The organism is Oxalicibacterium sp., assembly GCF_035565035.1.
Classification (GTDB): Bacteria; Pseudomonadota; Gammaproteobacteria; order Burkholderiales; family Burkholderiaceae_D; genus Oxalicibacterium.
Genome location: NZ_DATMTD010000066.1, coordinates 1 through 13,402 on the forward strand (window position 1 = coordinate 1; position 13,402 = coordinate 13,402).

A 13,402-nucleotide genomic window follows, 5' to 3' on the forward strand; every position below is an offset into this window, starting at 1 on the left:
CTGGACTGAGATGACTGAAAATATTTCGGCAATTTGCAAAAAATGAACACGAAGTGGCGAATGAATGGCGAATAGTCGAAAGAAGGTCGATAACCTCTTTATGCGAACTTCAATGTTCGTGACTGCGGTCAATGAGCAATATGCCGGCTGGCAATACACTAAAACCAGTCGATCAAGACCTTGCTTTTGCCATGAGGGCTTACCTGACAGATTCACTCAACTTTGTTATACTTGACAAAATTGATCAACAAATCCGGTTTTAGCCTAATTGGCTGAACGTCGGTGGGAACAGGAATTCATGCGTTTGACTACGAAAGGTCGTTTTGCCGTGACGGCGATGATTGACTTGGCATTGCGCCAGGACAACGGCCCCGTCACGCTTGCCGGCATCAGTCAGCGACAGGAGATTTCTCTTTCCTATCTGGAACAGTTGTTCGGCAAATTGCGTCGTCATGAAATCGTGGAATCGGTTCGCGGTCCTGGGGGCGGTTACAACCTGGCGCGTCCGGCGGAGCAGGTGACAGTGGCTGACATCATCATCGCCGTGGATGAGCCGCTGGATGCAACGCAATGTGGCGGCAAGGAAAATTGCCACAGTCCGGAACACGAAAATGGCCCGCGTTGCATGACGCACGATCTGTGGGCAACGTTGAACGAAAAGATGGTCGATTACCTGGATTCTGTTTCGCTGAAGGATCTGGTTGATCAGCAGAAGCAAAAGATTGCAGAACAATGTGTGGTGGTTGTACATCGCAACCACGCAGCCGTTTGATATTTGGAGCCAATATGAATGCCCCGCTGGATAAAAGCCTGATCGATACGCTCAAGGCACCGCATTTCCCGATCTACATGGATTATTCGGCGACGACGCCGATCGATCCACGTGTTGCGGACAAGATGATTCCGTACCTGCGTGAGCAGTTCGGCAATCCGGCGTCGCGCAGTCACATGTATGGCTGGACCGCAGAAAAAGCGGTGGAAGATGCGCGTGAGCAGGTCGCAGCACTGGTGAACGCCGATTCGCGCGAAATCATCTGGACCTCTGGCGCGACCGAAAGCAACAACCTGGCGCTGAAGGGCGCCGCGCATTTCTACAAGACCAAGGGCAAGCACATCATCACGGTGAAGACCGAGCACAAGGCTGTGCTGGATACCGTGCGTGAACTGGAGCGCGAAGGCTTCGAGGCGACCTATTTGCAGCCGCAGGACAATGGCCTGATCACGATCGAACAACTGGCTGAAGCGATTCGTCCGGACACGATTCTGGTCTCCGTCATGCTGGTGAATAACGAAATCGGCGTCATCCAGCCGATCGATGAAATCGGCGAACTGTGCCGCAGCAAGGGAATCATCTTCCATTGCGACGCTGCGCAAGCAACGGGCAAAGTCAGGATCGATCTCGAAAAGAGCAAGGTCGACCTGATGAGCTTTTCCGCACATAAAACGTACGGACCGAAAGGTATCGGCGCGTTGTACGTTCGCCGCAAACCGCGCGTGCGTATTGAAGCGCAGATGCACGGCGGCGGTCACGAACGCGGCATGCGTTCCGGCACGCTGGCAACGCATCAGATCGTCGGCATGGGCGAGGCGTTCCGTATTGCCCGTGAAGAAATGGATGAGGAATTGACCCGAATTCGCGGTTTGCGCGACCGTCTGGCCAAGGGCTTGATGGAAATGGAAGAGGTCTACGTCAACGGTGACATGGCGCATCGCGTGCCACACAACCTCAACGTCAGCTTCAACTATGTCGAAGGCGAATCGCTGATCATGGCGATCAAGGATCTGGCTGTTTCTTCCGGTTCGGCTTGTACTTCGGCCAGTCTGGAACCATCTTATGTATTGAGAGCGCTGGGTCGTAGCGACGAACTGGCGCATAGTTCGATCCGTTTCACGATCGGCCGTTTCACGACGGAAGAGGAAGTGGATTTCACGATCAAGCTGATCAAGGAAAAAGTCTCCAAATTGCGCGAGTTGTCGCCATTGTGGGATATGTACAAGGACGGGATCGACATCAGCACGATCCAGTGGGCTGCGCACTAGTCCTGCGGCGCTAAAACGGTTTAATCAAGGAGTATCAAAATGGCTTACTCGGACAAAGTTCTCGACCACTACGAAAACCCGCGCAATGTCGGTGCTTTCGACAAGGGTGACGATACGATCGGTACCGGCATGGTTGGTGCGCCGGCTTGCGGCGACGTCATGAAATTGCAGATCAAGGTCGGCGCGGATGGCGTGATCGAAGACGCAAAATTCAAGACCTACGGTTGCGGTTCCGCGATCGCATCGTCGTCGCTGGTGACTGAATGGGTCAAGGGCAAGACGCTGGATCAGGCGCTGTCGATCAAGAACACGCAGATCGCGGAAGAACTGGCGTTGCCGCCGGTGAAGATTCACTGCTCGATCCTGGCGGAAGACGCGATCAAGGCTGCAGTCCTCGATTACAAGACCCGTCACGGCGGTGCTGAATCGAAAGAAGCGGCGTAAGGTCCGGTCTGTCGGCATTGCACGATTTGCGTGCAATGGTGTGCATTCTTTTGAGTAGAGATCATGGCAATTACATTGACTGAAAAAGCGGCGAAACACGTCAACCGTTACATCGAGCGGCGCGGCAAGGGCATCGGCCTGCGTTTCGGTGTGCGCACGACCGGCTGTTCCGGTCTGGCGTACAAACTGGAGTACGTGGACGAAAGTGCGAGCGAAGATAGCGTATTCGAATCGCATGGCGTCAAGGTTTTTGTCGATCCGAAAAGTCTGCCGTATATCGACGGCACCGAGCTGGATTTTGCGCGTGAAGGATTGAACGAAGGCTTCAAGTTCCACAACCCGAACGTCAAGGACGAGTGCGGTTGCGGTGAAAGTTTCCGTATCTGATTCGTGCGCGGCGACGTTTGTCGTCGAAGAGAACTGCAATCTGATGAGCCTGTCGAGTCCGAGCAGGCTCTTTTATTTGATGCGTGGGACAAAGGCGCAAAAAGGCGAAGCCGGCCGGTCGATCTAAAGGTCGGAAGTAAAAACGGAATGCAAAAGCCGGACGTAAAACATGGCGACATAATGCAAAATCACTTTGAGCTTTTTCATCTGCCGCAGCAGTTCACGATCGATCTGAAGGCGCTCGACAGCGCGTACCACGAGGTGCAAAACCAGGTTCATCCGGACAAGTTTGCCAGCGCATCGGATGCGGAAAAGCGTGTCGCGATGCAATGGGCGACACGGGCAAATGAGGCTTACAAGACGCTGAAAAGCCCGTTCAAGCGCGCAGCCTATCTATGCGAAATCAATGGCGTGGACTTGCAGACCGAGTCGAATACGGCAATGCCGGTTGCTTTTCTGATGCAGCAGATGGAATGGCGCGAAGCACTCGACGATGCGCGTGCGCAAAAGGATCGTGACGGACTGGAAGCGCTGGAATCGGAGTTGCGTATCGCACGTAAAAAAACGGTTGAGCAGGTTGGCAGTTTGCTCGACGCACAGAACTTTACGCAGGCGGCGGAAATGGTGCGGCAATTGATGTTTCTGGAAAAGTTTGCCGACGAAGTGGGAAATGTCTTCGAGTTGCTGCCGGACTGAACCGGATATCGATACGACTGAAAATAATGACCGTGAACAATCGCTGCAGTTTTAAAGGCGATTCACCTGAAACGAATTAACGACTATGGCTCTTCTTCAAATCGCCGAACCCGGCATGTCCACGGCGCCGCATCAGCACCGTCTTGCCGTCGGCATCGATCTCGGCACGACCAATTCCCTGGTTGCAACCGTCCGTAACAGTATTCCCGAAGTCCTGAATGACGAAGAGGGAAGACCGCTGCTGCCATCCGTTGTCCGTTACCTGCCGGGCGGCAATGCCAATATTGGTTACAAGGCTCAGGCTGCTCAGAGCGTCGATCCGAAGAACACGATCGTTTCAGTCAAGCGCTTCATGGGGCGCGGGCTGAAGGACATCGCCTATGTCGAAAACCTGCCATACGATTTCATCGATGCGCCGGGTATGGTGCAACTGAAAACCGTGGCAGGAATCAAGAGTCCGGTCGAAGTATCGGCGGAGATTCTCGCGACGTTGCGCCAGCAGGCAGAAGACGCGCTCGGCGACGATCTGGTCGGCGCAGTCATCACGGTGCCGGCCTATTTCGACGATGCCCAGCGGCAGGCGACCAAGGATGCGGCAAAGCTGGCCGGACTGAATGTCTTGCGCCTGTTGAATGAGCCGACGGCGGCAGCGATCGCCTACGGTCTCGATAATGGCTCGGAAGGCGTATACGCAGTCTACGATCTGGGCGGCGGCACATTTGATGTTTCGATTCTGAAACTGACCAAGGGCGTATTCGAAGTATTGGCAACCGGCGGCGATTCTGCGCTGGGTGGCGACGATTTCGATCATCGATTGTTTTGCTGGATCATCAGTCAGGCGAGACTTGAACCATTGTCGGACGAAGATACGAGCCTTTTGATGGTGAAGGCGCGCGAGGCGAAGGAATTGCTTTCGACCAAAACGGAAACGACGATCGATGCGGCTTTGGGCTCGGGGGAACACGTGCACGTTACGGTGACCGCGGCAGAATTTGTCGAGATGACGCAAAACCTCGTTGCCAAGACAATGACGCCGACGAAGAAAGCCCTGCGTGACGCCGATCTGACGGTGGATGACGTCGATGGCGTCGTGCTGGTCGGCGGTGCGACACGCATGCCACATGTACGCAAGACGGTCGGCGAATTTTTCCAGTCGACGCCTCTCGCCAACATCGATCCGGACAAGGTTGTTGCACTGGGTGCCGCGATTCAGGCCAATTTGCTGGCGGGGAATCGTGCTGCGGGCGACGACTGGCTGCTGCTGGATGTGATTCCGTTGTCGCTCGGTATCGAGACGATGGGCGGTCTGGTTGAAAAAGTCATCCCGCGCAACTCGACGATTCCGTGCGCGCGCGCTCAGGAATTCACGACATTCAAGGATGGTCAGACGGCGATGGCAGTGCACGTCGTGCAAGGCGAACGCGAACTGGTCAGCGATTGCCGTTCGCTCGCCAAATTCGAACTGCGCGGCATTCCGCCGATGGCGGCCGGTGCGGCGCGTATTCGCGTAACGTATCAAGTCGATGCTGATGGCCTGCTTTCCGTTTCTGCGCGTGAATTGCGTTCCGGTGTCGAGGCGTCGATCGAGGTCAAGCCATCCTACGGACTGGCTGATGATCAAGTGGCGCAGATGCTGCAGGATTCATTCAAGTCTGCCGATATCGACATGGCCGCACGTGCCTTGCGCGAAGAACAGGTCGAGGCGGAACGTATCGTACTGGCGACGCAATCGGCATTGGATGCGGATGCCAACCTGTTATCGGAAGGTGAGCTGGCCGAAATCAACACCTTGCTGGACAATGTGAAGCGCACGGCAGGAGAAGCCGATCATGCCGCAATCAAGGCCGCAGTCGATGCATTGGCACATGGAACGGAAGACTTTGCCGCTCGGCGCATGGATCGCAGTGTGCGCGTTGCATTGTCAGGCAAAAAGCTGGAAGAAATCTGAGAGAACATGGTCTCGCACACGTCGGGACAGAATACTGATGATCGTGATGCCGTAGGATCACGCCTAAAATTTTTTTGAGGTTATACAAGTGCCACAAATCGTTGTTCTACCCCATCATGCGCTTTGTCCTGACGGCGCTGTTATCGAGGCCCCGGCCGGCAAGTCAATCTGCGACGTCCTGCTGGAAAATGATATTGATATCGAACATGCGTGTGAAAAATCATGTGCCTGCACAACCTGTCACGTCATCGTGCGTGAAGGTTTCGATTCGCTGAATGAAGCGGAAGAAAAAGAGGAAGACCTGCTGGACAAGGCCTGGGGACTGGAAGCAGCTTCTCGCCTGTCTTGCCAGGCGATTGTGGCGGATGATGATCTGGTTGTGGAAATCCCGCGTTATACGATCAATCACGCCAGCGAAAATCACTAGCCCGAAGGAGTAGCGCATGAAATGGACAGATACGATCCGTATTGCGGAAGAGTTGAACGACAAGTTTCCTGATGTCGATCCGTTGACGGTGCGGTTCACCGACCTGCACAAATGGGTATGCGAGCTGGAAGATTTCGACGACGAGCCCGATCGCTCCGGAGAGAAGGTTCTTGAGGCGATCCAGATGGCATGGATAGAAGAAGCGAGATAAATAAAAAGCGGCACAAGTGCCGCTTTTTTACTGGAGCGCAGTGATGTCGTGATTACGCAGCGCGGAGATATCCGTCGACTACGCGTACCCGATCACCTTCACGCCATGGCGGCGGATTGTTGTAAGGGAAATTGCGCATTTTTCCATCTTCCATTCTGACGCGGACCTGATAGCTCGTGCGCTTGCGCGTGTTTTTCTCGATTTCGTTGCCCGCATAGCCGCCACCGACCGCGCCGGCCACGGTGGCCAGGGTGCGACCGCTACCGCCACCGATCTGGTTACCCAGCAGGCCACCGACCACGGCGCCGCCCACTACGCCGACACCACTTGGTGCAGCGGCTGTCTGCACCGTCTGCACGGATTCGACACGACCGCAGCTATGACATGCTGCCGGCGGCGGAGGAGAGGCTTCCGCTCTCGCATTCGCCCGTTCGCGCGCACGATCTGCCGCCATTTTCTTTTCTGCCGCCTCTTTGTCTGCGGCAGCCGCAGCAGCATCCAGCTCGGCGACTTCCTTGGGACTGTTCGTACTGTTCGAGTTGGGCAACATGCCGGTCATGGCAGCGACGCCGACCAGACTGAAAAGCAGGACGCCGACTGCAGCGGCGGCGACCAGCGGATGAATACGATTGGGTTTGGTTTGTGCTTCCATGGCTTCCTCCAGTAGTTCACACTGTATTCGTGTTGATGCAGTATTGCCGCGTCGCCATCAAATAAAAAGCCTGATCTTGTGTCAAATGTAAGGCGATGTAACTTTGATCATGAAAACCACAGATAGTTGCTGAAAGTAAAAAAGGACTGCATAGACAGTCCTTTTTATTATTCTGTAATTTCTCAAGGGAAATTATTCTTCGCGGCGCAGATGCGGGAACAACAACACATCGCGAATATTCGGCGAATCGGTGATGATCATCATCAGGCGATCGATGCCGATGCCGCAACCGCCAGCCGGCGGCATGCCGTATTCCAGCGCACGGATGTAGTCGGCGTCGTAGAACATCGCTTCTTCATCACCGGCGTCTTTTGCTGCAACTTGCGCCTGGAAGCGTGCGGCCTGATCTTCGGCGTCGTTCAACTCGGAGAAACCGTTGGCGATTTCGCGACCGACCATGAACAGTTCGAAACGCTCGGTAATGCCGGCAACCGTATCCGATGCGCGCGCCAGTGGCGAGACCTCGACCGGGTAGTCAATGATGTATGTCGGTTCCCACAGTTGTGCTTCGGCGGTCTCTTCGAACAGCGCCAGCTGCAATGCGCCGAGGCCGGAATGTGCGTGCGGCTTGACGCCAAATTTCTTCAACTCGGCCTTGATGAATTCCGCATCGTTCAGTTGGTCAGCGGTGTAACCGGGCGCGTACTTGTTGATCGCTTCGACGATGGTCAGGCGATGGAACGGTTTCGCCAGGTCCAGTTCGCGACCGCCGTAGGTCAGCGTCGCGGTGCCGTGCGCATCGATTGCCGCCTGGCGAATCACTGCTTCGGTGAAATCCATCAGCCATTTGTAATCGGTGTACGCCGCATAGAATTCCATCATCGTGAATTCCGGATTGTGGCGGATCGAGACGCCTTCATTGCGGAAGTTGCGATTGATTTCGAACACGCGATCGAAGCCGCCGACGACCAGACGTTTCAGATACAGCTCAGGCGCAATACGCAGGAACATCTGCATGTCGAGCGCGTTGTGATGCGTGATGAACGGTTTGGCTGCTGCGCCACCGGGAATCGTGTGCAGCATCGGTGTCTCGACTTCCATGAAATCGTTCTTCGCCATGAAGTTGCGGATCGAAGCGATCGCGGCAGTACGCGCCTTGAACGTGCGACGCGTTTCTTCGCTCATGATCAGGTCGACGTAACGCTGGCGGTATTTGGTTTCCTGGTCGGCGAGGCCGTGGAATTTGTCCGGCAACGGACGCAACGATTTGGTGATCAGTCGCAGTTCAGTCACCTTGATCGTCAGTTCGTCGGTCTTGGTCTTGAACAGCGTGCCGGTCACGCCGAGGATATCGCCCAGATCGTAGTGATGCAATGCCGCCATCGCAGCTTCGCCGGTCAGGTCGAGCGTTGCGTAAATCTGGATGCGGCCATCGGCCTTGGCGCCCGACGCATCCTGCAATGTGGCGAAGGCAGCTTTCTTGCCGGCTTCGCGTTTCAACATCATGCGGCCTGCCAGCACGACGGTGATCGGCTCGGCTTCCAGTTCTTCGCGCGTCTTGCTGCCGTATTGCTCGTGCAAATCGGCGGCCTTGTGTTGCGGGCGGAAGTCGTTCGGGAAGGCAACGCCTTGCTCTCGCAGGGCGCTCAACTTGGCACGGCGCTCGGCGATGATCTTGTTTTCGTCGATCGGTAGCGATGCGGCTGCGTCGTCGTTATGCGTAGTCATGGAAGGCAACAATCTTGTGAGTGAATGCGATTAAAAAATAAAAGCAGAAAATAAGCAGTGAAAGCTAAGCGCAAGCGCCGTAGCGCTTACACGCCTTGCTTCAGCGACGCCGCAATAAATTCGTCCAGATCGCCGTCGAGTACCGCCTTGGTATTGCCGGTTTCGAAGCTGGTACGCAAATCCTTGATGCGCGACTGATCGAGTACGTACGAGCGAATCTGGTGACCCCAACCGACGTCGGTCTTCGAATCTTCCAGCTTCTGCTGTTCGCTCATGCGATTGCGCAGTTCGAGTTCGAACAGTTTGGCTTTCAGCATGTCCCATGCTTCGGCCTTGTTGCGGTGTTGCGAACGATCGTTCTGACATTGCACGACGATGCCCGACGGACCGTGCGTCAGACGCACTGCGGAATCGGTTTTATTGATGTGCTGACCGCCAGCGCCGGATGCGCGATAGGTATCGATACGCACGTCGGCCGGGTTGATGTCGATCTCGATCGAGTCATCGACTTCCGGATAGACAAACAGACTCGAGAACGACGTATGGCGACCGTTGGCCGAATCGAACGGCGATTTGCGCACCAGACGATGCACGCCTGTTTCGGTGCGCAGGAAGCCGTAGGCGTAATCGCCCTCGACTTTCAGCGTGGCGGTCTTGATGCCGGCTACCTCGCCGTCGGATTGCTCGAGGATTTCAACCTTGAAGCCCTTGCGTTCGCAATAGCGCAGATACTGGCGCAGCAGCATCGAAGCCCAGTCCTGTGCTTCGGTACCGCCAGCACCGGCCTGGATGTCGATGAAGCAGTTGTTCGCATCCATGGGATTGTTGAACATGCGGCGGAATTCCATGCCCTCGACGACTTTCAGCAGCTCTTGTGCGTCACCTTCGATCGAGATGATGGTGTCATCGTCCTTTTCCTCGCGTGCCATCGCGAAAAGATCGCGTGCATCGGCGAGTTCGGCGTCGATCTTGATCAACGTGTGGACAATCGCTTCCAGCGATTTCTTTTCCTTGCCCAGATCCTGCGCACGTTTCGGATCGTTCCAGACGTCCGGATCTTCAAGTTCACCGTTGACCTGGTCGAGTTTCTCTGACTTCACATCGAAGTCAAAGATACCTCCGAAGTTCGGCTGCGCGCGTCGCGAGATCGTCAAGCAGCGATTGGAGGGAATTGAGGCGTTCTGCTTCCATGATATTTTCTTTTGCGATCAAACCGTACATTATAGCCGAGCTGGGTGATGCTTTTCGGTCTTGAATCGGCACCAGGCTTTGGCAAATGAATCGTTTTTCGGTTTTGCGATCTTCTTCTGATAAATATTATTAAGGGAGCAATAAATATGGAGTGGTCCCGCCGCACTTGCGTCTTGCTTTGTCTGGCTGCACTGGCCGGATGTTCGACAATGGATCAGGCGCCGACATCACGCGGCGAGGTCAGGGGCGCATCGGCCAACGGCGGCGAAATGGGGCAATCCGACATCAATCGTGTTGCGACCCTTGGCATGCGCGACAACCTCGACAGCCTGTATCTGTTGATGGACAAACTGTATCGCCGCAATCCGGTGGAATGGAAGAAGACAGCGGCCAGTCGCGAGGAAAGCGTCAAGCGTGTGCGCGATGCAATCGAGCAGCGGCAGGCATGGCCGGCATTGCAGGGACAGCGCGATATCAAGGCGATGTCGTTCGCGCTGGCCCCCGACTTCAGTGGCGACCGTGTGGCGGCCTTCATCTACAGCAGCGCCGACATGATCATCACGGCGCATGGTGGCAAGACGGAATTCTTCCTGACCGACGGCCTGGATGCGCAGCACATCTACAACGCCGCACGGAATATCGAAATTGCTGTCTGGATGCTGTCAAACCGGCGCAATGCCGATGGCCGGGTATTGCTGTTGTCCGACGAGATCGGCGAACGCGGGCGCAACCTGAGCTTTGAGCGGGAATTCGGCAAAATCGTCGGTCGCCTTGACCTGCTGGCGGAGTTCACAACCGAAAAATACCGACGCGCCGGCATCAACTATGTGCAGAACATTCTCGGCGCTTCGTTTCTGCAGTTTCTGCCGGTTCGCTGACGTCGCTACAGTGCTTCGGCGTGCTCGACCAGCAGTTGCACGCGCGTGACGCCGTTGAATTCGTTGGCATCCAGCCGATAGGCGACGCGGGCCTGATCCGGCAACGAGTCTGCATGACCGAACCAGATCGCGTCAAAGCGGCGACCATCTTTTTCCAGCGTCAGTTTCAGGTGCCGCTCCTTCAGCACGCGTTGATTGATGACGCGAAATTCGTCGCAGAACAGTGGCGGTGCAAATCCCTGTCCCCACACCTGCGTGTCAAGCAGTTCGATGAACTGCGTCGTGAAATAGGCCGGTTCCAGCGGACCGTCGGTCTCCACGATGCGTTCCAGTTGATGCTGTTCCAGCAGGGTTTTGCCGACGGTTTCAAAGGCGTCGGTAAAGGCACCAAGCGCCGTTGCGCGAATCGTCAGGCCGGCTGCCATCGCGTGGCCGCCAAACTTGTCGATCAGGCTGGGTGCGTGCTTCGACACCAGATCCAGCGCATCACGCAAATGGAAGCCCGCAATCGAACGGCCCGAACCCTTGATCCACCCATCGCCGGCATCGGCAAACGTGATCGTCGGGCGATAGAACTTGTCCTTCAGGCGCGAAGCGACAATACCGATCACACCCTGATGCCAGCTCGGGTCAAAGACACTGATGGTCGTCCTGTTTTGCGGATCGTAACTGTCGAGCAGCAGGAGCGCGGTTTCCTGCATGTCGGCCTCGATGGTACGACGCTCGCGGTTGATTTCATCGAGTTGCTGCGCGATTGCCCATGCGCGACCTTCGTCGTCGGTCGTCAGGCACTCGATTCCGAGCGACATGTCGGACAACCGTCCCGCCGCATTCAGGCGCGGTCCGAGCGCAAAGCCGAGATCGAAGGGCGATGCACGTCGCGCCTCGCGACCGGCTGCGCGGAAAAGAGCGGCAATGCCGACATGCATGCGTCCGGCACGCATGCGTTTCAAGCCTTGTGCGACGAGAATGCGATTGTTGGCGTCCAGCTTGACGACATCGGCAACGGTGCCGAGTGCGACCAGATCAAGCAGCGCATCGAGTTTCGGCTGCGTCTGTGCATCGAAAATGCCGCGCTTGCGCATCTCTGCGCGCAACGCGAGCAGTACGTAGAACATGACACCGACGCCGGCCAGATTCTTGCTGGGAAAGCCGCATTCGGGCTGATTCGGATTGACGATGACACGGGCGTCCGGCAAAGCGTCGCCAGGCAAGTGGTGATCGGTGACGACAACATCGATACCGCACCGGTTCGCTTCGGCAACACCGTCAATGCTGGCGATACCGTTGTCGACGGTAACGATGATGTCCGGCGATTTTTCACGAATGGCGAGGGCGACGATTTCCGGTGTCAGGCCGTAGCCGTATTCGAAGCGATTGGGCACGATGAAGTCGACGATCGCGCCCATCGAACGCAGTCCGCGCAATGCGACCGCACAAGCTGTCGCGCCATCGCAATCGTAGTCGGCAACGATGACCAGTTTCTTTTTCTCGGCAATGGCATCGGCCAGATAGGTTGCGGCTGCGTCGATGTGCCGCAAGCCCGGAGGCGGTAGCAGTCCGGTCAGTTCGCTGTTCAGGTCGCGTGTTTCCAGCAGGCCTCGCGCAACATACAGGCGTGCCATGACCGGATGTATACCTTGTTGATGCAGGCGTTCGGCATCGCGGAACGAGTACGGGCGAATTGCAATGCGCGTCATGTTGCCAGCCGTGCAAGCGAAGGGGCGCGCCAGAACTTGTGCAGCGACGATTTGCCGATTGCATAGCCGGTTATCACGGTGTTGTGGCTGAGCGTGATCGACAGGGTGTCGAGCCTGCCGTTTTTGATTGCATCCAGCAAAGGCGTAAACCAGACGTTTTCCAGCATCTGGAATCGCGCCAGCCATTCAGCCCAGTCGCCGGCAATGGCCGGTCCGATCAGGTCTTCCAGTATCAGCAGGCCGTTTGATGCCTGGCTGGCGAGAATATCTTGCGGCGATGCGGCCGCGATCGTTTTTGCTGCAAGTGCCTTAAAAAGCGAGGATGCATCGTCTGTGGCGAACAGAGTAGGGGATTGCGTTTGCGTTATTTGTGCAGGAACCGATGCGCCGCCCCACAACCAGACCGAATTGACCGGTTTCAAGCCTTGCATTTCACGTGCGTCGTTGACAGGGTGGGTGTGCCAGTGCATTTGCACTTCGTTCTGCAAACGTCGCCAGTCGCGTGCCTGTTCGCCGTGCGGCATCCAGATATCGATATTGTGTCCGGACGCCGCATCGGGCGTGGACGTTTGCAGCGCCTGCAGATCGTCTGCACGCAGCAGCCAGGTCGTCGCGTCGACGTAGAGCAATGTCCTGCCGGACTCTTCGAACAGCGGTTTGACGACGTCGAACAGCGCGTGCGAATCCTGTTCGGACAGGTTCAACTGGCGTGGATCGGTCAGCACGAGGTGGTCGCGTGCGATGTGCAGATGGGCCGGCTGCACGATGAACCAGAACCCCGATTCCACAGGCAGATCGAACATGCGAATAACGCCGGCGGCAAGTTGCGGGCTGCAGTTGTCGGATGGCGTATGCAGGCCGAAGCGTTGCGCGATCAGATTTTCATGTGGCAGCGCGCGCGAAAAGTCGTCATTCGACTGACGGAAAAGCGGTTTGCCGCGTGCCAGCAACATGGCGAGCGAAGGCATTTTCAGTTCGCGCAGGAGGTCGCGCGACATTTCCTGCGGCATCAGCGCAAACGGCAAGAAGAGATCAAGTTGTTTCATGCCGCGATTGTAGGGCAATTGCGAAATGACGCGGTCAATCGCTCCACGCAAATT

General features: G+C 56.3%; 14 protein-coding genes. 9 read left to right on the forward strand and 5 right to left on the reverse strand.

What is annotated here, in order from left to right; genetic code table 11:
* Positions 1-298: 298 nt before the first annotated feature.
* The 8 genes from iscR to iscX all read left to right on the forward strand — a co-directional run bounded on the left by iscR (position 299) and on the right by iscX (position 6,153).
* Positions 299-772: a Fe-S cluster assembly transcriptional regulator IscR gene (gene iscR, locus VN114_RS06185; protein ID WP_325513056.1), complete on the forward strand. Its 474-nt coding sequence runs from the start codon at positions 299-301 to the stop codon at positions 770-772.
* A gap of 14 nt (positions 773-786) precedes the next feature.
* On the forward strand, positions 787-2,040 hold the full coding sequence (locus VN114_RS06190) for an IscS subfamily cysteine desulfurase (protein ID WP_325513058.1): 1,254 nt from the start codon (positions 787-789) through the stop codon (positions 2,038-2,040).
* A gap of 39 nt (positions 2,041-2,079) precedes the next feature.
* Positions 2,080-2,484, forward strand: coding sequence for a Fe-S cluster assembly scaffold IscU (gene iscU / locus VN114_RS06195; protein WP_325513060.1), 405 nt, complete (start codon positions 2,080-2,082; stop codon positions 2,482-2,484).
* 63 nt (positions 2,485-2,547) lie between these two features.
* Positions 2,548-2,871, forward strand: a complete 324-nt coding sequence (gene iscA, locus VN114_RS06200; protein WP_325513062.1) for an iron-sulfur cluster assembly protein IscA — start codon at positions 2,548-2,550, stop codon at positions 2,869-2,871.
* 180 nt (positions 2,872-3,051) lie between these two features.
* The gene (gene hscB, locus VN114_RS06205; RefSeq protein ID WP_325513064.1) at positions 3,052-3,567 is read left to right on the forward strand and encodes a Fe-S protein assembly co-chaperone HscB; all 516 of its coding nucleotides are present in this window, start codon (positions 3,052-3,054) and stop codon (positions 3,565-3,567) included.
* A gap of 85 nt (positions 3,568-3,652) precedes the next feature.
* Positions 3,653-5,515, forward strand: a complete 1,863-nt coding sequence (hscA, locus tag VN114_RS06210; RefSeq protein ID WP_325513066.1) for a Fe-S protein assembly chaperone HscA — start codon at positions 3,653-3,655, stop codon at positions 5,513-5,515.
* Positions 5,516-5,603: 88 nt separating this feature from the next.
* A complete protein-coding gene (gene fdx, locus VN114_RS06215) occupies positions 5,604-5,942 on the forward strand; it encodes an ISC system 2Fe-2S type ferredoxin (RefSeq protein ID WP_325513068.1) in 339 nt (112 codons plus the stop codon).
* Between the two features lie 16 nt (positions 5,943-5,958).
* Complete coding sequence (gene iscX / locus VN114_RS06220; RefSeq protein ID WP_325513070.1) at positions 5,959-6,153, forward strand: Fe-S cluster assembly protein IscX; 195 nt, start codon at positions 5,959-5,961, stop codon at positions 6,151-6,153.
* A 52-nt stretch (positions 6,154-6,205) separates the two neighbouring features.
* On the opposite strand, the gene VN114_RS06225 is transcribed toward iscX, so the two are convergent.
* From VN114_RS06225 to prfB, 3 genes are all read right to left on the reverse strand, one after another.
* Positions 6,206-6,805, reverse strand: coding sequence for a glycine zipper 2TM domain-containing protein (locus tag VN114_RS06225; protein WP_325513072.1), 600 nt, complete (start codon positions 6,803-6,805; stop codon positions 6,206-6,208).
* Positions 6,806-6,997: 192 nt separating this feature from the next.
* Complete coding sequence (gene lysS, locus VN114_RS06230) at positions 6,998-8,533, reverse strand: lysine--tRNA ligase (protein ID WP_325513074.1); 1,536 nt, start codon at positions 8,531-8,533, stop codon at positions 6,998-7,000.
* Between the two features lie 86 nt (positions 8,534-8,619).
* Positions 8,620-9,724, reverse strand: a protein-coding gene (prfB, locus tag VN114_RS06235) for a peptide chain release factor 2 (protein WP_325513076.1) whose coding sequence is annotated in 2 segments (ribosomal slippage) — positions 8,620-9,642 and positions 9,644-9,724 — 1,104 coding nt in all. Because the reading frame shifts where the segments join, the coding sequence is not laid out codon by codon here.
* Between the two features lie 146 nt (positions 9,725-9,870).
* Here prfB and VN114_RS06240 point away from each other — a divergent pair.
* Positions 9,871-10,602, forward strand: coding sequence for a hypothetical protein (locus VN114_RS06240; protein ID WP_325513078.1), 732 nt, complete (start codon positions 9,871-9,873; stop codon positions 10,600-10,602).
* Between the two features lie 5 nt (positions 10,603-10,607).
* Here the strand turns inward: VN114_RS06240 and recJ are convergent, their stop codons facing one another.
* A complete protein-coding gene (gene recJ, locus VN114_RS06245; RefSeq protein WP_325513080.1) occupies positions 10,608-12,302 on the reverse strand; it encodes a single-stranded-DNA-specific exonuclease RecJ in 1,695 nt (564 codons plus the stop codon).
* Positions 12,299-13,348, reverse strand: coding sequence for a hypothetical protein (locus tag VN114_RS06250; RefSeq protein WP_325513082.1), 1,050 nt, complete (start codon positions 13,346-13,348; stop codon positions 12,299-12,301). Before VN114_RS06250 ends, recJ begins: the two co-directional genes overlap by 4 nt.
* Positions 13,349-13,402: the final 54 nt, after the last annotated feature.